Origin of the sequence: Pseudomonas sp. CVAP#3 (assembly GCF_018986375.1) — a bacterium.
GTDB classification, from domain to species: domain Bacteria; phylum Pseudomonadota; class Gammaproteobacteria; order Pseudomonadales; family Pseudomonadaceae; genus Aquipseudomonas; species Aquipseudomonas helvetica.
The window spans coordinates 25182-43529 of record NZ_JAHMSC010000028.1; the positions used below are offsets into that span (position 1 = coordinate 25182).

Sequence of the window (18348 nt, forward strand, 5' to 3'; positions counted from 1 at the left end):
AGCCCACGTCGGGTGGGCTCTCGGTTTTTTATGGCTGTATCAGGCAAACACGAAATACTTGCGCACGGTCTCGACCACTTCCCACGTACCTTTCATGCCCGGCTCAATGACGAAAATATCGCCCGCGCGCAGATGGATTGGTTCCATGCCGTCCGGGGTGATCACGCAGTAGCCTTCCTGGAAGTGGCAGTACTCCCACTTCACATACTCCACGTACCACTTGCCCGGTGTGCAGATCCAGGTGCCCATGATCTTGCTGCCGTCTTCGCTGGTGTAGGCGTTGAGGTTGACGGTGTGCGGGTCACCTTCGAGTTTTTCCCATTTGCAGGCGTCAAGCACTGGCAGTGGATGGGTATCGCGAAGAACGGTAATGGGTTTGGACATGCTGACTCCGAGCGTTAGGCAGGACTGAAGTCGCACCCTATAGCGCCCGGCTCGGTGTCAGTTGTCTGTGCTCGACACTCAGCTGTCCAGAAACGCGCTATCGATCAAACCTGCTCAAGCGGACAGTCAGATTGAGCCTGCTTCAGGCTGGCTTCGAACTCAGTCAATTGCACGTATTGGCGGGCCAACGCTGTAATTTTGTCCGCCAACTCCTGCTTTTTATCGGCAATCGCCTGATGCGCCAGATGCCACGGCAGTGGCTGCCCACGTTGGCCCTGAAGCATCGCCTGCAATTCCTTTAGCCTGAACCCCAGTTGTTGAGCGCATTTGATGAAGGTCAATAGCTCGACGCTTTGCTGATCATAGAGACGGTATTTGCCTTGGCGTCGCGCGGGCGGCAGGAGGCCGATGTCCTCGTAATGGCGAATGCTTTTGACGGTCGTGCCCGACAGTTGCGCGGCTTTGCCGATGAACATGAAAAATCCCTTTTGTGAGTGTCTCCGTTGATCCGCGCGATTATCCGCGAGACTCAGCCAGCACCGATAGCCTGCGCCTGCATGAGCCAGAGTTCCCGTTGATGCTCACTCGAGCCCAGGATCGGGCCGAAGGTCAGGGTTTTTAGCGGTGTGATGCCGCAGAACGCCAGTGTGGTTTTGCGCATCTGATGCAGTCCGGGCATGCGATAGATCCAGCGGTAGTACCAGGGCGGTGTATCCATGGTCACCAGCAAGTCGGCTGTGCGCCCGTGCAGGAGTTTGTCCGGGAAGGCTTTGCCCTGGCGGTACTTGAAGGCGAAACCGGGAAGAAATGTTCGGTCGAAAAAGCCCTTGAGTAACGCCGGAATCGCCCCCCACCAGATCGGATAGACAAAGGTCAGGTGTTCCGCCCAGATGATATCCGCCTGAGCTTTCAGCAGATCGTCTTCCAGCGGCTGAATCTGTTGATAGCCCTCGCGCAATATCGGGTCGAACCTCAAGGTTCCCAGGCGTAACTCACGGACCTCATGCCCGGCGTTTTTTGCCGCCTGTACATAGCGGTCGGTGAGGGCACCGCAGAAACTGTGGCTTGATGGATGGCCGAGAATCACCAGTATCCGTTTGCTCATCACTTTGTCCCTGGGTAGCAAAGCGATAAGGATAAAGTCGGCCCCTTGGGGGAGAGTCAAGCGTCGCCCGGGTGCCTGTTTCGGGCATTGAAATTTTCACCCGCTAAACTTCAGGTTCTTGGCAGTAAGTGCGAAACATTTGGGCGTTCCCGACGGATTTCGCAAGAATCTTCACAGGCATCACTCGTATCATTCACGCGAGAGTTGCCGAGAGCTATGCAATGAAAAAAACAATGTCGTGGTGGGATATCAGCCCGCCCTTGAGCACCGCAACACCGACGTGGCCGGGTGATACGCCGTTTCAGGAAGAGCGCGTCTGGACCTTCGGCCCCGAGTGCCCGGTGAATGTCGGCCGCATCACCCTGTCTCCTCATACCGGCGCGCATGTCGATGCGCCGCTGCATTACAGCGCCGACGGCGCGGCCATTGGCGATGTATCGCTGGATGTCTACATCGGTCCGTGTCGCGTCTTGCATTGCCTGGATAGCGATCGGCTGGTTCAGCCCGGGCAACTGGAAGGACGCCTTGCCGATCTGCCCGAGCGCGTCTTGCTGCGCACTTATCAACAGGCGCCGCTAACGGCCTGGGATCCGGACTTCACGGCTGTAGCCAAAGAAACCGTCGATCTGCTGTCGAGCCTTGGCGTGCGGCTGATCGGTATCGATACACCGTCGCTGGACCCTCAACAGTCCAAGACCATGGATTCGCACAACGCAGTGGCCCGCCATGGCATGGCGATCCTTGAGGGCATCGTGCTCGATGACGTGCCGGAAGGCGACTATGAACTGATTGCGCTGCCGCTGCGGTTTGCCAACCTGGACGCGAGCCCGGTCAGGGCTATTTTGCGTCCACTGCACAAACCGCCACTTGAGGAGCCTGCTCAATGAGCCAATGTCCCTATTCTTCGTCAAACCAGCCGGAAGAGTGGCATAACGCCGAGCTGAATTTTTCCGACTCCATGAGCTACGGCGATTACCTGGATCTGGGGAAGATTCTCAGTGCCCAGCACCCTCTGTCCCCGGACCATAACGAGATGCTGTTCATCATCCAGCATCAGACGTCCGAGCTGTGGATGAAGCTGATGCTGCACGAGCTCAAGGCCGCTCGCGAACACGTCAGGCTGGGCGAGTTGCCGCCGGCGTTCAAGATGCTGGCGCGAGTGTCGCGGATCTTCGATCAACTGGTGCATGCCTGGACGGTGCTGGCGACCATGACGCCTACCGAATACCACGCGATCCGGCCGTTTCTGGGCCAGTCATCGGGCTTCCAGTCGTTCCAGTACCGCGAGATCGAATTCATCCTCGGCAACAAAAGTGCAACGCTGTTGCGTCCGCATGCCCACCGGCCCGAGCTGTTGGCGGAGCTGGAAAAGGCGATTGCCACGCCGTCGCTGTATGACGAGGCGATTCGGTTGATGGTCAGCGCAGGGTTGGCGATTGATCCGCAGCGCTTCGAGCGCGACCCGGCCAGCCCGACTGCTTATGACGCTTCGGTCGAAGCCGCCTGGCGTGTGGTCTACACCGATCCTTCGCGGTATTGGGATCTCTACCAGTTGGCGGAGAAACTGATCGACCTTGAGGACTCGTTCCGTCAATGGCGCTTCCGCCATGTCACCACGGTTGAGCGGATCATCGGCTTCCAACCGGGTACCGGCGGCACCGAAGGTGTCGGTTATCTGCGCAAGATGCTCGATACCGTGCTGTTCCCGGAGTTGTGGCGCGTGCGTTCGACCCTCTGACCAGAAACACAAAAGCCCCGGCATTCATTGAATGCCGGGGCTTTTTGTCGACCGGCTGAAGGCTATTAAGCGACCGATAACGCGCGAGTTCTGGCGACCCGAATCCGGTAGAACACGAACAGGATCAGCACCCAGACCGGGATCGCGTAGACTGACGCACGCACCCCGGGAATCAACAACATCACGTAGATGATCATGGCCATGAACGCCAGGCACAGGTAATTGGTGTATGGCGACCAGAATGCCTTGAAGCCCGGGACGATGCCGCGTTGGCCCATGGCTTTGCGAAACTTCAGGTGAGTCAGGCTGATCATCGCCCAGTTGATCATCAACGAAGCGACCACCAGCGCGAACAGCAACTCAAGCGCTTCATTCGGGGCGACGTAGTTGACCACCACACACAACATCGTGATCAGCGCCGATACGCCCAGCGCCAGTAACGGTACGCCCTGTTTGTTCAATCTCATCAGCGTCTTCGGTGCGTCGCCTTGTTCTGCCAGGCCGTAGAGCATGCGGCTGTTGCAATAGACGCCACTGTTGTAGACCGAGAGCGCCGCGGTCAGCACCACGAAATTCAGGATCTGCGCTGCGGTGTTGCTGCCGATCAAGGCGAAAATCTGCACAAACGGACTGCCGCTGTAGGCATCTCCGGACGCGCCCAGCGTCTGAAGCAGTTGGTCCCATGGGTACAGCGACAGCAGCACGGTGAGTGCGCCAACGTAGAAGATCAATACGCGGTAAACCACCTGATTGATCGCCTTGGGAATGACTTTCCTCGGTTCGCTGGCTTCGGCGGCAGTGATGCCGACCAGTTCCAGGCCGCCAAAGGAGAACATGATGAACGCCATCGCCATCAGCAAACCGTTGGTGCCATTGGGGAAGAAACCGCCGTGGCTCCACAGGTTGCTCACCGAGGCCTGCGGGCCGCCGGTGCCGCTGACCAGCATGTAACAGCCGAGGGCGATCATGCCGATGATTGCCACCACCTTGATGATGGCGAACCAGAACTCCATTTCACCGAAGACTTTGACGTTCATCGTGTTGATCAGGTTGACCAGTACGAAGAACACCGCCGCGCTGACCCAGGTGGGGACCTCGGGCCACCAGAACTGCACGTATTTGCCAACGGCGGTCAGCTCGGCCATGCCCACCAGCACATACAGCACCCAGTAGTTCCAGCCGGACAGGAAGCCGGCAAAACCACCCCAGTAGTTGTGCGCAAAATGGCTGAAGGAACCGGCGACCGGCTCCTCGACAATCATCTCTCCCAGTTGGCGCATGATCAGAAAGGCGATGAAACCGGCAATGGCATAGCCGAGGATCATCGACGGGCCTGCCGATTTGAGCACGCCGGCGGAGCCGAGAAACAGCCCTGTACCAATCGCGCCGCCCAGTGCGATCAGCTGAATATGCCTGTTTTTCAGCCCCCGCTTCAGTACACCCTGTTGCAGTTGTTCATCCGCCATCTGGATACCTTCTAGTTGTTATGGTCAGGCTTTGTTGCAGGTCGACAGCTTATTCAATTGGCACGCGTTTGTGAGCCTCAGACGTTACTTTCAGTGAACTTTTCGTAATACAGCTGCACGTTGTCGAGGGTTTGGTCCTGCAGCCAGCTTTTGATCGACTCGACCATCGGCGGCGGCCCGCAGACATACATGTCGACAGCAGCATCGCGCAGTTCGCTGGCATCGAAATGCTCGGCAATGTAGCCGCGTTTTCCCTCCCAGCCCGGTGACGGGTCGCTGACCACTGGCGTGTAGCGAAACCCCGGAATGCGTTGAGCATAGGCACTGATCCGTTCGCCTTCGCACAGATCGGCCGCGTCCCGTACACCGTAGTACAAATGCACAGGCTGTTCGCAACCGCGGGCGGCGATTTCGTCGAGCATGCCCAGCAGCGCGGACAGTCCGGTGCCACCGGCCACCAGAATCAGCGGCCGGGCGATGTGACGAAGATAGAACGCGCCCAACGGTGCTTCCAGAACGATTTCATCGCCGACCTGGCAGCGTTCACGAATGTAATTGCTCATCACCCCGTCGGGTAACAGGCGAATCAGAAATTGCAGCTGATTGCTGCTACTTGGGCGGTTGGCGAAGGAGTAGGAGCGCTTGCTCATGGTCCCTGGAATCAACAGGCGCGCATATTGCCCCGGCAGGAAATCCAGTGGCTGGGTGCCCGCGCCCAAATCCAGATGCAGGATCGCGGTGCTGGCCGAGACCTGACGTACATGCGTGACCGTACCGCTGAGCTGCTCAGGCCCTGCGGCATTGCACAGGCTGGAGGCGAAATCGAAATAGAACGCGGCATCGGACTTCACCCGCGTCTGACAAGTGAGCATCTTGCGTTGCTGCAGGTCGAGGCTGGTGAGGGCTTCCTCATCCACATAATCCTGGCTGTAGTCGCCGGATTCGCAGCGGCCCTGACAGGTTCCGCAGACACCTTCGCGGCAATCCAACGGAATATTGATGCCGTTGCGCAGGGCGGCATCGAGCAATATTTCGTTGGCCTGCACGGGAAAAAACAGTGTTTTGCCGTCGGCAAAACTGAACGCGACCTTATGGTTCATGCCCCGGTCTCCATAGCTTCAGAGGTGGTAGAAATCGAGCACCGAGTTGATGGTGTCGTTGAGCAGCAACACGTGTTTGCGGGTAATCAGCCAGCTGTCCGCGTGAGGCTTGAGGCGATAGGTCGCGTTCCCGTAGAACTGCTCTGAGGTGGCCAGGCGATAAAACAGGGTGTGCCAGTTCAGCCGCACCTCCAGCTCACCGCTCTCGAGTTCGCTGATCCGCACGTTGTTGATCAGGTGCAGGGTGCGCGGCATTGGCGTGGCCGACGCGGCTTTACCGGTGCGCAGGCGGAACACGCGGTCTTCCAGGCCTGAGCGGTTGGTGTAGTAGATCAACGACATTTCGCGCTTGGGGTCGCGGGTGTAGACGTGTTCGGAGTCCCATTGCGGCAGGTGGAACTCACTCTGCTCGTCAAATAGCTGGATGTAGGCGTCCCAGTCCTTGGCGTCGCAGAGTTCGGATTTGCGGTAGAAAAACTGCTCGATCTGGTACTGCAATTGCGGATTCATGTTCACACCTCACGTAGCTTCAGGGATTTCGCGTCCAGGCCGTCGAGCAGAAATTTCTGCCAGTTGCTGTGCTGGTTGACGTAAAGCCCTTCGTGGGTGAATTCGGTGCCGGTCATGGCCGGTGCGATGCCGATCGCCTCGCTGTTGGGCGTGGCGCCGGTTGCCCACTGGTGGCTGCCACGCGAGATATCGCTCCAGCGTTCGAGCCGCGCCTGGAAACCGCGCTGGGCTTCGCGAAACTCCACCAGGTCATCCGGCGTGCCGAGTCCGGACACGTTGAAGAAATCTTCGAATTGCCGAATCCGGTTTTCCCGATCCGCATCCGACTCGTTTTTCACGCCCAGGCACTGGCTGATGATTTCGGTCTTGTTCCAGGCCACGGGGCGGATGATCCGTAGCTGCGAGCTGATCTGATCGAGGAAAAACAGGCTGGGGTAGATGTTCAGGTTGCGCAGCCGATGCATCATCCATTCGGCTTTTTCCTGACCGTGTTCCTCGATCAGGCGAGGCATGATCGTCGCGTAGCCGGAACGCACTGTCGGGTTGGGCATGTCGCTGAACAGCACGCTGTGACCGTTATTGAAGGCGAACCAGCCGTCATCGGTATTGGCGTCGCCGGCCCCCAGTTTGCTGTAGTCGAGCGTGCCGCTGGCGCGGGTGCCGTTCTCGCTGTCGACCTGCTGGCGGTGTTGCACCGTGGCCACGTAGTTATAGTGGACCGTGCTGACGTGATAGCCGTCCAGGCCGTTCTCGTTTTGCAGTTTCCAGTTACCGTCGTAGGTGTAGGCCGACTTGCCGGGCAGTACTTCCAGTTCACCGGTAGGCGATTGGGCGACCATCATGTCGAAGAACACTTTGGCATCGCCGAGGAAGTCTTCGAGGCTGTTATCCGCATGAACATCCAGGCTGATGAACACGAAGCCCTTGTAGCTCTGGATGCGGGCCTTTTTCAAACCGCGAGTGGCTTTGTCGAAACCCTCCGGGTATTCGCCGGGGGCCTTGACCTTGACCAGGCGTCCGTCGCTTTTGTAGCACCAGGCGTGGAACGGGCAGGTAAAGGTCGATTGGTTGCCTTTGCCGACGCGGGTCAATGTGGTGCCGCGATGCTGACAGGCGTTGATCAGTGCGTTGAGTTGGCCGTCGCCATCACGGGTGATGATCATCGGCTGGCGACCGGCGCGCATCGTGACGAAGTCGTGATTGTTGGCCAACTCGCTTTCGTGGCAGGCGTAGATCCAGTTCTTCTCGAAGATCAGCTCCATCTCCAGATCGAACAGTTGCGGCTCGGTAAAAATATCCCGAGCGATGCGGAATACGCCTTCTGCCGGACGGAAGTCCAGACAGCCTTCAATGAACGCTTTCCACTGTTCGAGGTTTTTTTCGCCACTCATGGGTGTGCACCTTTTTTATTCAGGTCAATCGGTGCACTCATTAGAGAGAGTGGGGCGGGGCGGGGTCTATCCGGTTTGTCGACGAAGGCAGTCCACAAAGTTCGGGTAACACCCCGTGCATCGAGGTGGGCAGGTAATACTCAAGGCTTTGCACCATTCGATGAACGGCCGCCCCTGTTTGCAGCATTGAGGTACTGTCTTGGGCAGCCTTGAGCGTTGTTTGAAGGTGAGCTTCGGTCCCGGAACCGCCGCGTTATCCACTTAGTCGATGATTGCTATCCACTGGGTTGGCGCAGGCGTTCAGTGGTCTGGAACTTGCTCGACTCAAGTCAGAGGCGCGCCGTCAGAGCGTGCTGAAAAAATATTGCCGTGGGTGCGCCGTGATGAGTAGCAAAGCCGATCCGCAGTTTCGCGATATTCGTATCGATCACTATGACCTTGAGGGCGCGCGGACCTGGATGTCAGGGATCTGCGGGCCGCACCGTCTCGAAACCGCGACGCCCGAACGGATCCGTTTTCATCACACCGCCAACGTCTTCAAGTCGATGGCCACGACCCTGGGCACTATCGAATACGGCACCGACGTGACCGTCGATATCGAAGACGCCGAGCACTTCAGCAGTTACAGCCTCAGTCTGCCTTTGGTCGGTGAGCAGGAGCTGAGCAAGAACGGCACGCTACTCAAATCCAATCGCGATCAAGGCGTGATCATCTCGCCAAATGAAAGCCAGATGCTGGCGATCTCCGGTGACTGCCGCAAGGTTCAGGTGGTGATCACTCGGGCGGCCATGAGCGAATCCCTGGAGGGGATGTTGCAGCGCCCACTGGATGCACCGCTGCGCTTCGAGTCGGTGATGGATGCGGTAGACGGTGCGTCGGCCTCGTGGTGGCGGATGGCACGGTATTTTATCGCTGAACTTGAGCGCAGCAGCGCGCTTTTTGAGCAGGTGGCCTTCACGCGGGATATTGAAAGCTCGTTGATCAAAGGCCTGATCCTCGCCCAGCCGAACAATTACTCCGATGAGCTGCGGGACGTGTTGGGCGTGAAGTTGCCGCACTACCTGATCAGGGCCAAACAGTACATTCACGACAACGCCCGCGAAGTGCTGCACCTGGAAGACATCGAAGCGGCAGCCGGGGTTTCGCGGTTCAAGTTGTTCGAGGCGTTCAGGAAGTACTTCGCCTTGTCGCCGATGGCCTACCTGAAAAAGTACCGCTTGAATGCGGTGCGCCAGAACATTCTTGAGCAGGGTCTGGCGCGCAATATCTCGGAAATTGCCATGGGCTGGGGGTTCACCCACATGGGGCGTTTTTCCGCCGAGTACCGCAAGTTGTTCGACGAATCCCCCAGCGCAACCTTACAGCGCAACGAGGCCCGGCGCATGCGCGGGCTTTGACGCAGAGGCAGTCAGTAACGGCTTATTTGCGGGCGACCAGATCGAGCAGTTCGTCCCGTTCCTTGATTTTCTGCAGGACGATTTCCGAGCGAATATCGGTCACCCCCGCGGTGCGATTCAGCTTGTTGACGATGAAATCCGAGAAGTGCTTCAGGTTGCGCGCCTGAACCCGCAGCACATAGTTGCTGGCCCCGGTAATCACGTACGCGGTGGCGACTTCCGGCCACCCTTGTACTTTCTTGATAAACGTCTCGTGCCAGTCCTCGACGTCCTGTCGCAACGACACATGGACGATAGCTTCCAGCTCGATGCCCAGCCGTTCGGCGTTCAGCACCGCGCGATAGCCGGTGATGATTCCCTCGCTTTCCAGCAGCCGCAAACGGCGCAGGCAGGCCGACGGCGACAGCGCGACTTTCTCCGCCAATTCCTGATTGCTGATACGCCCGTCCTGCTGCAAGTAATGCAGGATCCGCAGGTCTGTCGAGTCGAGAGTCATGGCTTGAATAAATCCGCGATTTTTGGAGTTGGATTCGAATTATCTTCGAGATAACTACTATATGGCCGTCCACTTTGCACGAAAATTCTCCAAAGCTTCGTTCATTATTTGCTCATTGTGCCGGCGAAAAAAATGCCCAAAACACGGCGGCATGTCATCTAGAGAACAGGACCGACAATGATCACAAGAAACGATTGCCTGGCGCTTGATGCGCAAGACCCTTTGGCTCATTTGCGTCACCAGTTTGCGCTCCCCGAAGGCGTGATTTACCTCGACGGCAACTCCCTTGGCGCGCGTCCGGTTGCGGCGCTTGAGCGTGCTCAGGCGGTCATCGCCGAGGAGTGGGGCAATGGCTTGATCCGCAGCTGGAACAGCGCGGGTTGGCGCGACCTGCCAGAGCGTCTGGGCAATCGGTTGGCCGGGTTGATTGGCGCCGCTGAGGGCGAAGTGGTGGTCACCGATACCACCTCGATCAATCTGTTCAAGGTCCTCGGCGCGGCTCTGCGTGTTCAGGCGATGCGGGCGCCGACGCGGCGGGTGATTGTCAGTGAGTCGAGCAACTTCCCGACGGATTTGTACATCGCCGAAGGGCTGATGGATTTGCTCCAGCAGGGCTATAGCTTGCGTCTGGTCGACAGCCCGGAAGAACTGGCGCAGGCGATTGATCAGGACACCGCGGTGGTCATGCTCACCCACGTCAACTACAAGACCGGCTACATGCACGACATGCAGGCCATGACCGCGCTGACCCACGAATGTGGCGCGCTGGCGATCTGGGACCTGGCGCATTCCGCCGGTGCGGTTCCGGTCGACCTGCGTCAGGCGGGCGCGGATTACGCCATCGGTTGCACCTACAAGTACCTCAACGGCGGCCCCGGTTCGCAAGCGTTTGTCTGGGTTTCGCCACAGCTGTGCGATCTGGTCACGCAGCCGTTGTCCGGCTGGTTCGGTCATTCCCGACAGTTCGACATGGCCTCAGGCTACGAGCCGAGCAGCGGTATTGCTCGCTACTTGTGCGGCACTCAACCGATCACCTCGTTGGCGATGGTCGAGTGCGGTCTGGATATTTTCGCCCAGACCGACATGCCCAGCCTGCGCCGCAAATCCCTGGCACTGACCGACCTGTTTATCCAGCTGGTGGAGCAGCGCTGCGCCGCTCACGACTTGAAACTGATCACCCCGCGTGAACACGCCAGGCGTGGCAGCCATGTCAGCTTCGAACACCCGCAAGGCTACGCGGTGATTCAGGCCTTGATCGCCCAAGGCGTGATCGGTGATTACCGCGAGCCGCGGATCATGCGCTTCGGTTTCACCCCGCTGTACACCAGCTTCACCGAAGTCTTCGATGCGGTGCAGATCCTTGGCGAGATTCTCGATCAGAAAACCTGGGCGCAAGCGCAGTTCCAGATCCGCCACAGCGTCACCTGAGTCCAGCACTGTCCGTGGCGAGGGAGCTTGCTCCCGCTGGGCTGCGTAGCGGCCCAAAAATCTTCGCAGTGAGTACCGATTTTGTGAGTGCTGCGCACTCAAGCGGGAGCAAGCTCCCTCGCCACAGGGTTTAGTTCGACCGTGTGACCCGGTTTATCCAAACGATGTGCTCTCTAAAAAAACACAATATTCAGAGGACAGAGAAATGACCGACACCCTCGGTTTTGAAACCATCTCCAACCGTGAGCATGGCCTCAGGCGCCAGCTCACTTCGGGGCAGATGAGCATGATCGCGATTGGCGGTGCGATAGGCACCGGCCTGTTCATGGGCAGCGCCTACGCCATCGGCTATGCCGGGCCGAGTGTGCTGCTCAGCTATGCCATTGGCGCGATCATCACGCTGCTGTTGATGGGCTGTCTGGCGGAAATGACCGTGGCTCACTCGACCTCGGGTTCGTTCGGCGCGTATGCCGAATTCTATATCAGCCCGTTGGCCGGGTTCCTGGTGCGCTACGCCTACTGGGCGGCGATTGTGTTGGCGGTCGGCACGGAAGTGACCGCGGTTGCGATGTACATGAAGTACTGGTTCGCCAACGTGCCTTCATTCCTCTGGATCGTCTCGTTCTCGAGCATTCTGATCGTGCTCAACGCCATCAGCGTGAAGACCTTCGGCACGTTCGAGTACTGGTTCTCGACCATCAAGATCGGCGCGATTGTCGGCTTTATCATCCTCGCGGTGTATGTGGTGTTCGGTTCCGGAAATCCGGATTACGGCGTGCATAACTACACCAGCCATGGCGGGTTTTTCCCCAATGGTCTGCAAGGGATGTGGGTGGCGGTGATCGTGTCGATCTTCAGCTACCTGAGCGTGGAAATGATCGCGGTGGCCGCCGGTGAAGCCGAGGATCCGGAGCGGGCGGTGAAGAAAGCCTTTCGCTCGACCATCGTGCGGCTGGTGGTGTTTTACCTGCTGACCCTGGCCCTGATGTTGGCGATCGTGCCGTGGGTTCAGGCAGGTCATGCGCAGAGTCCGTTCGTCACGGTCATGCAAACCATCGGCATTCCCGGTGCCACCGGGGTGATGAATTTCGTGATTCTGATTGCCGCGTTGTCGGCGATGAACAGTCAGCTCTACATCACCACGCGGATGATGTTCAGCCTGTCCCGGGGCGGTTACGCACCCAAGGCGATGGGCGCGTTGAGCAAGAGCGGCATCCCGCTCAATGCCTTGCTGTTGTCGAGTTCGGGCATTGCACTGGCGACGCTGCTGAACGTGATGTACCCGGAAAGCTCCTTCACCTTGATGATGGCGATTTCCATGTTTGGCGCGATCTTCACCTGGTTCATGATCTTCCTCACGCACTACTGTTTCCGTCGCTACCACGAGCGTCACGGCGAGCGGAAACTGTCGTTCCGCATGCGTCTGTTTCCTTACACCACGCTGTTGGGGCTGGTACTGATGGGCGCGGTGATGATCACCACCTACTTCACCGAAGCGTTCAAGATGACCCTGGTGTTTGGTGTGCCTTTTCTGTTGATCCTCTCGCTGGTTTATGGTCTTTTCTTCAGAAAAGCCAAGGCCAGTGCTGCGTTGAGCCCGTTGCCAAAAACTCAGGAATAACCTGCTAGACGCCCTGCTGGGGTTGTAACGCTTCCAGCAGGGCTTTGGCGTAACGGGGCAGAGCGTCGAACGAGCGTGCGCACAGCAGCAGTTTTCGCTGGGCCCAGGGTTCGTTCAGCGCGAGAAGTTTGAACGCTTTCCCTCCCGCCCAATGCTCGACGGCCGCCAACGGCACAATCGCCAATCCCGCGCCATGGGCGACCATCCGAATCACCCCGTCGAAGCCATCGGCGCGAATGCGGATCTGCATGCGCAGCCCGGCGTGCAGGGCCTGCTCTTCCAGATAGATCGCCAATGCGCTGTTGGCGTTCAGCCCAACGTAATCGTGAGACAAGGTCTCGCTGAACGTCGGCGGTTCATGCTCGGCCAACGGATGATCGCTCGGCATGATCAGCACCAGCGGATCATCGCGGAATGCTCGGGTGTCGAGGTCATGGGTGTCCGCCGCATCGGAAACGATACCGAGGTCGGCCGCCCCCTGACGCAAGGCATGGGTGATGCGCAGGCTTGGCAGTTCTTGCAGGTCGATATCGAGGTTGGGGTGTTCACACAGAAAGTCCGCCAGCAACTCGGGCAGGTATTCGCTGATCGCCGTGGTGTTGCACAGCAGCCGCACCTGGCCTTTGACGCCTTTGGCGTATTCCGCCAGATCCTGTTGCATCCGTTCGGCCTGTTGCAGCAATACTCGGGCATGTTGCGCCAGCGCCTTGCCGGCCGGGGTAGGGCTGATACCCCGGCGGCCACGCTCGAAAAATGCTGTACCCAGCGAAGCTTCCATCGCACGAATTCGCGCACTCGCCGCCGCCAGTGACAGATGACTGCGGGCAGCGCCGGCAGTGATGTTGCCGGCGTCGAGGATGTTCAGGTAGAGCTTGAGGTCGATCAGGTCGAAGTGCATGGGAGTTCCTAAAGCTCGTTCCCACGCTCCCGCGTGGGAATGCCTCATTGGACGCTCTGCGTCCGCTTCGGCAGGTGACGCGGAGCGTCACGGGCTGCATTCCCACGCAGAGCATGGGAACGATCAAGGCATCTAGGCTCTGTCAAAACAAGAGGCAGGCTCAGTATATGGCAGATTTTCAGGGGCATTCGAAAGGCCCAGGATAACGCCATGAATACTCCTCTCGCGTTCTATCAAAACCTCGGTCTGGCCCTGTCTTTATTGGTGGTCATCACCTTTCTGATGGCCGGGATAATCAAAGGGGTGATCGGCCTTGGGTTGCCGACCGTTGCCATGGGCTTGCTCGGTCTGGCTATGGAACCAGCACAGGCTGCGGCATTGCTGATCATTCCGGCGACGCTGACCAATGTCTGGCAACTGGCATTCGGCGGGCACTTGCGTCCACTGGTCAAACGGCTGTGGCCCATGCTGCTGGCGATATTCGTCGGCACCGGCGCGGGTACGTTGTGGTTGGGGGGCGAGGGCGGGCAATGGGTGGTGCGGGGGCTCGGTGCGGCACTGTTGCTCTATGCCTTGAGCGGATTGTTTCTGCCAACCTTGCGGGTCGGCAGCAAAACCGAACCTTGGCTCGGCCCGCTGTGTGGTGCGCTGACCGGGATTATCACCTCGGCCACCGGAGTCTTTGTGATTCCGACGGTGCCATATCTGCAAGCGCTGGGGTTGAACAAGGATCAACTGGTGCAGGCGCTGGGCCTGTCGTTCACCGTGTCGACCCTGGCACTCGCGGCCGCTTTGTTGTGGCGCGGAGCGTTGGGTGGCGGCGAATTGAGTGCTTCACTGCTGGCGCTGATCCCGGCGCTGCTCGGCATGCTGCTGGGGCAATGGTTGCGAGAGCGGATCAGCGCCGTGCTGTTCAAGCGGGTGTTCTTCGTCGGCATTGGAATACTCGGCGGCCATCTGCTGATCAGCGGCTAGCTGAAGACGGGCTGAGCATGTCGATGCGGCGGATATCGAAATCGCGTTCCAGGTAATCCATGCGGTTCTCGAAAAACTGCTGCATGTGCGGCAGGTTCGAGTGCACGTCCAGGTGAGCCCGGGATTGCCAGATCTCGTAGAAGATAAACAGCGTCGGGTCCTGCTGATCGCGCAGCATGTGGTACTCGATGCAGCCGGGTTCGGCGCGACTGGGTTCGACGTAAGCGCGGAGCAGGGCTTCGAAGGCTTCGGCTTTTTCCGGGCGGGTTTTGGCGTGCAGGATGAAACCGTGTTGTTCGCTCATGCAGAACTCCTCAAGTCAGGGTTGAGAAAATCCTACGGCAACAATCTGCTGGTGATTCGTGCGTTTTGGTCAAATGTATTTTACCGACTTCGGGCTTATTCATGGGAAGGGGCATCGATACCCTGCCGCCATCAACTTTGAAACTTCTCGATCCCGCGACTTATCCACAGCGCGGCGCATCGGACCCTGATGAGGCTTCCCATGAAAAAAGTACTATTGCTCAACGGTGGCAAGAAATTCGCCCACTCCGACGGCCGCTACAACGCCACCCTGCACGAAGCCGCCTTGAGCGTGCTGGACCGTGGCGGTGTCGACGTGAAAGTGACCCATATCGACGAGGGCTATGACATTGCTGAAGAAGTCGCCAAGTACCTCTGGGCCGATGTGATCATTTACCAGATGCCGGGCTGGTGGATGGGCGCGCCGTGGATCGTGAAAAAGTACATCGACGAAGTCTTCACCGAAGGCCACGGCAGCCTCTACGCCAGTGATGGCCGGACCCGTTCCGATGCTTCGCAGAAATACGGCAGTGGCGGCCTGGTGCAGGGCAAACAGTACATGTTGTCGCTGACCTGGAACGCACCACAACAAGCTTTCGATGACCCGAGCGACTTCTTCGAGGCCAAGGGCGTGGACGCGGTTTACTTCCCGTTTCACAAGGCCAACACCTTCCTCGGCATGAGCGGCTTGCCGACCTTCCTGTGTGTCGACGTGATGAAGCGACCGAACATTGAAGCCGACGTCGCGCGTTACGAGCAGCACCTCAAGCAAGTGTTCAACTTGCCGGCGTAACCTGCGTTATGCCTCGTATCCGGCTACTATCGAACACCTGAGCAGTGGCGCGTTTTTACCTGTGGCGAGGGGGCTTGCCCCCGTGGGCCGGTCCGCGTTCGGGCGCAGCAGTCGTAAACTCACTATCCGCACTCAGTCTGAAAATACGCGTTGACTGATGTCAGGACCGCTTCGCGCTCCAACGGGGCGTTGCGGCGTTCCGACAAGCCCCCTCGCCACAAGGAATGCCTGACTCCCACCACAAGGCGCATTCGATAGGAAGGACATACGTGAAAGCCAGATCCGATGAGTTGCAGATTTTCGTCTGTGTGATCGAGTGCGGTTCGATTTCTGCGGCGGCCGAACAGGTTGGGCAAACGCCCTCGGCGGTCAGCCGCACGCTGTCGCGGCTGGAGGCCAAGCTCGACACCACGTTGATCAACCGCACCACGCGGCGCATGGACCTGACCGAAGAGGGCAAGTACTTCTTCGAACAGGCCAAGCTGATTCTCGACCAGATGGACGAGCTCGAAGAGCGTCTGTCCTCGCGTCACAAGACACCTTCCGGACGGCTGCGGATCAATGCGGCGTCGCCGTTCATGCTGCATGCCATCGTGCCTTACATCGATGAGTTCCGCCGTCTGTACCCGGACATCCAGCTGGAACTCAACAGCAACGACCTGATCATCGACCTGCTGGAGCAAAGCACCGACATTGCGATCCGCATCGGGCCGCTGGCGGATTCGACCCTGCACGCGCGCTCGCTGGGGGGCAGCCCGCTGCACATCCTCGCCAGCCCCGCGTACCTGGAAAAACACGGCACGCCGACCACGGTTGCCGAACTGGCCGGCCACTCGTTGCTGGGCTTCACCCAGACCGAAAGCCTCAATCACTGGCCGCTGCGTCATGTGCACGGTGACCGCTGGCAGATTCAGCCGAGCCTCAGCGCCTCCAGCGGTGAAACCCTGCGTCAGCTGGCGCTGGAGGGGCAGGGCATTGTGTGCCTGTCGCATTTCATGACCATCAATGACATCAAGGCCGGACGGCTGAAATTGCTGCTGGCGCAGGCCAACAGTGGCTATCGCCAGCCGATCAATGCGGTGTACTACCGCAACTCGCAGCTGGCCTTGCGTATTCAGTGCTTCCTGGACTTCATCCAGAGCAAGCTGGCGAGTTACGCGAACGAGGTTTTTGAAGGCTGATCCTTGCCATCACCAGCAGCAGTCGGTGTTCTCGTTCTGCCCCATGAAAATACTTACCGCTCATTTTCATTAATCACGACATGGCATATCTGTGAGCGACATTTCTTGTCTCTTCACGAAAATTACTTTCATCAGGTTTGAAAGCTGCTCCTCGAAATGATTTATGGGTTTCACAACACATCGACGTGACCCTTTTCGAGGAGTACCGCATGGCACCGTCCTTCGGCTATTGGCTGCTGGTTTATGCCGCTATCGCCATCATTGCGCTGATCGTTCTGATCGCCCGTTACCGACTCAATCCGTTCATTGTCATTACCATGGTTTCCATTGGCTTGGCGCTGCTCGCCGGGATGCCGCCGTCGGGAGTGGTGGGCGCGTATGAAGCGGGCGTCGGCAAAACCCTGGGGCACATTGCGCTGGTGGTGGCGCTGGGCACGATGCTTGGCAAGATGATGGCCGAGTCCGGTGGTGCCGAGCAGATGGCGCGTACGCTGATCGAGCGTTTCGGCGAGAAAAACGCGCATTGGGCGATGGTCTGCATCGCCTTTCTGGTGGGCCTGCCGCTGTTCTTCGAAGTCGGTTTTGTGTTGCTGGTGCCGATTGCCTTTACCGTGGCGCGGCGGGTAGGCGTGTCGATTCTGATGGTCGGTTTGCCGATGGTTGCCGGGCTCTCGGTGGTGCATGCGCTGGTGCCGCCGCATCCGGCGGCGATGCTCGCGGTGCAGGCCTATCAGGCTTCGGTGGGGCAGACGTTGCTCTACGCGATTCTGATCGGCATCCCGACGGCGATCATTGCCGGTCCTCTGTACGCCAAATTCATCGTGCCGCGTATCCAGTTGCCTGCGGAAAACCCTCTGGAACACCAATTCATCGACCGCGAACCGCGCGACCGCTTGCCGGGTTTCGGCATCACCATGGCGACGATTTTGCTGCCGGTGGTGCTGATGCTGATTGGCGGCTGGGCCAATCTGATCTCCACGCCGGGCAGCGGTTTTAACCAGTTTCTGTTGTTCATCGGCAACTCGGTGATCGCCCTGTTGCTGGCGACGTTGCTGAGCTTCTGGACCCTCGGTCTGGCCCAGGGTTTCAACCGTGAATCGATCCTCAAGTTCACCAATGAGTGCCTGGCACCAACCGCCAGCATTACCTTGCTGGTGGGCGCCGGCGGTGGCTTGAACCGGATTCTGGTGGACGCCGGGGTGACTGACCAGATCGTCGGCCTGGCCCATGAGTTTCACTTGTCGCCGTTGTTGATGGGCTGGCTGTTCGCGGCATTGATGCGTATCGCCACCGGTTCTGCGACCGTGGCCATGACCACCGCATCAGGCGTTGTGGCGCCGGTGGCCATTGGTCTGGGCTATCCCCATCCGGAGCTGCTGGTGCTGGCGACAGGTGCAGGCTCGGTTATCTTTTCTCATGTCAACGACGGTGGCTTCTGGTTGATCAAGGAGTACTTCAATATGACCGTGACCCAGACCTTCAAGACCTGGACGGTGCTCGAGACCTTGATTTCGGTGATCGCTTTCGGCCTGACGCTGGGGCTTTCCTATGTGCTTTGAACA

General features: G+C 58.7%; 19 protein-coding genes. 9 read left to right on the forward strand and 10 right to left on the reverse strand.

Features of this window, described 5'->3' with window-relative positions; genetic code table 11:
* Positions 1-39: 39 nt before the first annotated feature.
* From KRR23_RS27815 to KRR23_RS27825, 3 genes are all read right to left on the reverse strand, one after another.
* The gene (locus tag KRR23_RS27815; RefSeq protein WP_019691702.1) at positions 40-384 is read right to left on the reverse strand and encodes a cupin domain-containing protein; all 345 of its coding nucleotides are present in this window, start codon (positions 382-384) and stop codon (positions 40-42) included.
* Between the two features lie 104 nt (positions 385-488).
* On the reverse strand, positions 489-860 hold the full coding sequence (locus tag KRR23_RS27820; protein ID WP_216745048.1) for a MerR family transcriptional regulator: 372 nt from the start codon (positions 858-860) through the stop codon (positions 489-491).
* Between the two features lie 53 nt (positions 861-913).
* Positions 914-1489, reverse strand: coding sequence for an NAD(P)H-dependent oxidoreductase (locus tag KRR23_RS27825; RefSeq protein ID WP_177474891.1), 576 nt, complete (start codon positions 1487-1489; stop codon positions 914-916).
* A gap of 221 nt (positions 1490-1710) precedes the next feature.
* Between KRR23_RS27825 and kynB the strand changes: the two genes are divergently transcribed.
* Both kynB and kynA read left to right on the forward strand, forming a co-directional pair.
* Positions 1711-2376, forward strand: a complete 666-nt coding sequence (kynB, locus tag KRR23_RS27830) for an arylformamidase (RefSeq protein ID WP_216745049.1) — start codon at positions 1711-1713, stop codon at positions 2374-2376.
* Positions 2373-3227: a tryptophan 2,3-dioxygenase gene (gene kynA, locus KRR23_RS27835; RefSeq protein WP_216745050.1), complete on the forward strand. Its 855-nt coding sequence runs from the start codon at positions 2373-2375 to the stop codon at positions 3225-3227. Before kynB ends, kynA begins: the two co-directional genes overlap by 4 nt.
* A 65-nt stretch (positions 3228-3292) precedes the next feature.
* Here the strand turns inward: kynA and KRR23_RS27840 are convergent, their stop codons facing one another.
* The 4 genes from KRR23_RS27840 to antA all read right to left on the reverse strand — a co-directional run bounded on the left by KRR23_RS27840 (position 3293) and on the right by antA (position 7694).
* Positions 3293-4693 (reverse strand): amino acid permease, encoded by a 1401-nt coding sequence (locus tag KRR23_RS27840; RefSeq protein WP_216745051.1) that lies wholly within the window; start codon positions 4691-4693, stop codon positions 3293-3295.
* Positions 4694-4770: 77 nt separating this feature from the next.
* Positions 4771-5793 carry an anthranilate 1,2-dioxygenase electron transfer component AntC gene (gene antC, locus KRR23_RS27845; RefSeq protein ID WP_216745052.1) on the reverse strand — a complete coding sequence of 341 codons (1023 nt, stop codon included), beginning with the start codon at positions 5791-5793 and terminating at the stop codon, positions 4771-4773.
* 18 nt (positions 5794-5811) lie between these two features.
* On the reverse strand, positions 5812-6303 hold the full coding sequence (antB, locus tag KRR23_RS27850) for an anthranilate 1,2-dioxygenase small subunit (RefSeq protein WP_216745053.1): 492 nt from the start codon (positions 6301-6303) through the stop codon (positions 5812-5814).
* A gap of 2 nt (positions 6304-6305) precedes the next feature.
* A complete protein-coding gene (gene antA, locus KRR23_RS27855) occupies positions 6306-7694 on the reverse strand; it encodes an anthranilate 1,2-dioxygenase large subunit (protein WP_216745054.1) in 1389 nt (462 codons plus the stop codon).
* A gap of 383 nt (positions 7695-8077) precedes the next feature.
* Here antA and KRR23_RS27860 point away from each other — a divergent pair, with 383 nt between their 5' ends.
* The gene (locus KRR23_RS27860; protein ID WP_216745055.1) at positions 8078-9091 is read left to right on the forward strand and encodes an AraC family transcriptional regulator; all 1014 of its coding nucleotides are present in this window, start codon (positions 8078-8080) and stop codon (positions 9089-9091) included.
* Between the two features lie 22 nt (positions 9092-9113).
* Here KRR23_RS27860 and KRR23_RS27865 read toward each other — a convergent pair whose 3' ends face one another.
* On the reverse strand, positions 9114-9587 hold the full coding sequence (locus KRR23_RS27865; protein WP_216745056.1) for an Lrp/AsnC family transcriptional regulator: 474 nt from the start codon (positions 9585-9587) through the stop codon (positions 9114-9116).
* Between the two features lie 177 nt (positions 9588-9764).
* Here KRR23_RS27865 and kynU point away from each other — a divergent pair, with 177 nt between their 5' ends.
* Both kynU and KRR23_RS27875 read left to right on the forward strand, forming a co-directional pair.
* Positions 9765-11015: a kynureninase gene (kynU, locus tag KRR23_RS27870; protein ID WP_216745057.1), complete on the forward strand. Its 1251-nt coding sequence runs from the start codon at positions 9765-9767 to the stop codon at positions 11013-11015.
* 205 nt (positions 11016-11220) lie between these two features.
* A complete protein-coding gene (locus KRR23_RS27875; RefSeq protein WP_216745058.1) occupies positions 11221-12636 on the forward strand; it encodes an amino acid permease in 1416 nt (471 codons plus the stop codon).
* 4 nt (positions 12637-12640) lie between these two features.
* Here the strand turns inward: KRR23_RS27875 and KRR23_RS27880 are convergent, their stop codons facing one another.
* The gene (locus KRR23_RS27880; RefSeq protein ID WP_216745059.1) at positions 12641-13534 is read right to left on the reverse strand and encodes a LysR substrate-binding domain-containing protein; all 894 of its coding nucleotides are present in this window, start codon (positions 13532-13534) and stop codon (positions 12641-12643) included.
* Positions 13535-13744: 210 nt separating this feature from the next.
* Here KRR23_RS27880 and KRR23_RS27885 point away from each other — a divergent pair, with 210 nt between their 5' ends.
* The gene (locus KRR23_RS27885) at positions 13745-14509 is read left to right on the forward strand and encodes a sulfite exporter TauE/SafE family protein (RefSeq protein WP_216745060.1); all 765 of its coding nucleotides are present in this window, start codon (positions 13745-13747) and stop codon (positions 14507-14509) included.
* Here the strand turns inward: KRR23_RS27885 and KRR23_RS27890 are convergent.
* On the reverse strand, positions 14499-14813 hold the full coding sequence (locus KRR23_RS27890; protein ID WP_216745061.1) for a putative quinol monooxygenase: 315 nt from the start codon (positions 14811-14813) through the stop codon (positions 14499-14501). The genes KRR23_RS27885 and KRR23_RS27890 overlap by 11 nt on opposite strands.
* Before the next feature lie 201 nt (positions 14814-15014).
* On the opposite strand from KRR23_RS27890, the gene KRR23_RS27895 reads away from it, so the two are divergent.
* The 3 genes from KRR23_RS27895 (at position 15015) to KRR23_RS27905 (ending at position 18345) form a co-directional block, all read left to right on the forward strand.
* Positions 15015-15605: an NAD(P)H-dependent oxidoreductase gene (locus KRR23_RS27895; protein ID WP_216745062.1), complete on the forward strand. Its 591-nt coding sequence runs from the start codon at positions 15015-15017 to the stop codon at positions 15603-15605.
* Between the two features lie 269 nt (positions 15606-15874).
* Positions 15875-16786 (forward strand): LysR family transcriptional regulator, encoded by a 912-nt coding sequence (locus KRR23_RS27900; RefSeq protein WP_216745063.1) that lies wholly within the window; start codon positions 15875-15877, stop codon positions 16784-16786.
* Positions 16787-16995: 209 nt separating this feature from the next.
* Positions 16996-18345, forward strand: a complete 1350-nt coding sequence (locus tag KRR23_RS27905; RefSeq protein ID WP_216745064.1) for a gluconate:H+ symporter — start codon at positions 16996-16998, stop codon at positions 18343-18345.
* Positions 18346-18348: the final 3 nt, after the last annotated feature.

What these genes read in the sequence shown, in the direction of transcription:
- KRR23_RS27815 (WP_019691702.1), bottom strand. Translation starts at nt 384, where the DNA reads ATGTCCAAACCCATTACCGTTCTTCGCGATACCCATCCACTGCCAGTG.
- KRR23_RS27820 (WP_216745048.1), bottom strand. Translation starts at nt 860, where the DNA reads ATGTTCATCGGCAAAGCCGCGCAACTGTCGGGCACGACCGTCAAAAGC.
- KRR23_RS27825 (WP_177474891.1), bottom strand. Translation starts at nt 1,489, where the DNA reads ATGAGCAAACGGATACTGGTGATTCTCGGCCATCCATCAAGCCACAGT.
- kynB (WP_216745049.1), top strand. Translation starts at nt 1,711, where the DNA reads ATGAAAAAAACAATGTCGTGGTGGGATATCAGCCCGCCCTTGAGCACC.
- kynA (WP_216745050.1), top strand. Translation starts at nt 2,373, where the DNA reads ATGAGCCAATGTCCCTATTCTTCGTCAAACCAGCCGGAAGAGTGGCAT.
- KRR23_RS27840 (WP_216745051.1), bottom strand. Translation starts at nt 4,693, where the DNA reads ATGGCGGATGAACAACTGCAACAGGGTGTACTGAAGCGGGGGCTGAAA.
- antC (WP_216745052.1), bottom strand. Translation starts at nt 5,793, where the DNA reads ATGAACCATAAGGTCGCGTTCAGTTTTGCCGACGGCAAAACACTGTTT.
- antB (WP_216745053.1), bottom strand. Translation starts at nt 6,303, where the DNA reads ATGAATCCGCAATTGCAGTACCAGATCGAGCAGTTTTTCTACCGCAAA.
- antA (WP_216745054.1), bottom strand. Translation starts at nt 7,694, where the DNA reads ATGAGTGGCGAAAAAAACCTCGAACAGTGGAAAGCGTTCATTGAAGGC.
- KRR23_RS27860 (WP_216745055.1), top strand. Translation starts at nt 8,078, where the DNA reads ATGAGTAGCAAAGCCGATCCGCAGTTTCGCGATATTCGTATCGATCAC.
- KRR23_RS27865 (WP_216745056.1), bottom strand. Translation starts at nt 9,587, where the DNA reads ATGACTCTCGACTCGACAGACCTGCGGATCCTGCATTACTTGCAGCAG.
- kynU (WP_216745057.1), top strand. Translation starts at nt 9,765, where the DNA reads ATGATCACAAGAAACGATTGCCTGGCGCTTGATGCGCAAGACCCTTTG.
- KRR23_RS27875 (WP_216745058.1), top strand. Translation starts at nt 11,221, where the DNA reads ATGACCGACACCCTCGGTTTTGAAACCATCTCCAACCGTGAGCATGGC.
- KRR23_RS27880 (WP_216745059.1), bottom strand. Translation starts at nt 13,534, where the DNA reads ATGCACTTCGACCTGATCGACCTCAAGCTCTACCTGAACATCCTCGAC.
- KRR23_RS27885 (WP_216745060.1), top strand. Translation starts at nt 13,745, where the DNA reads ATGAATACTCCTCTCGCGTTCTATCAAAACCTCGGTCTGGCCCTGTCT.
- KRR23_RS27890 (WP_216745061.1), bottom strand. Translation starts at nt 14,813, where the DNA reads ATGAGCGAACAACACGGTTTCATCCTGCACGCCAAAACCCGCCCGGAA.
- KRR23_RS27895 (WP_216745062.1), top strand. Translation starts at nt 15,015, where the DNA reads ATGAAAAAAGTACTATTGCTCAACGGTGGCAAGAAATTCGCCCACTCC.
- KRR23_RS27905 (WP_216745064.1), top strand. Translation starts at nt 16,996, where the DNA reads ATGGCACCGTCCTTCGGCTATTGGCTGCTGGTTTATGCCGCTATCGCC.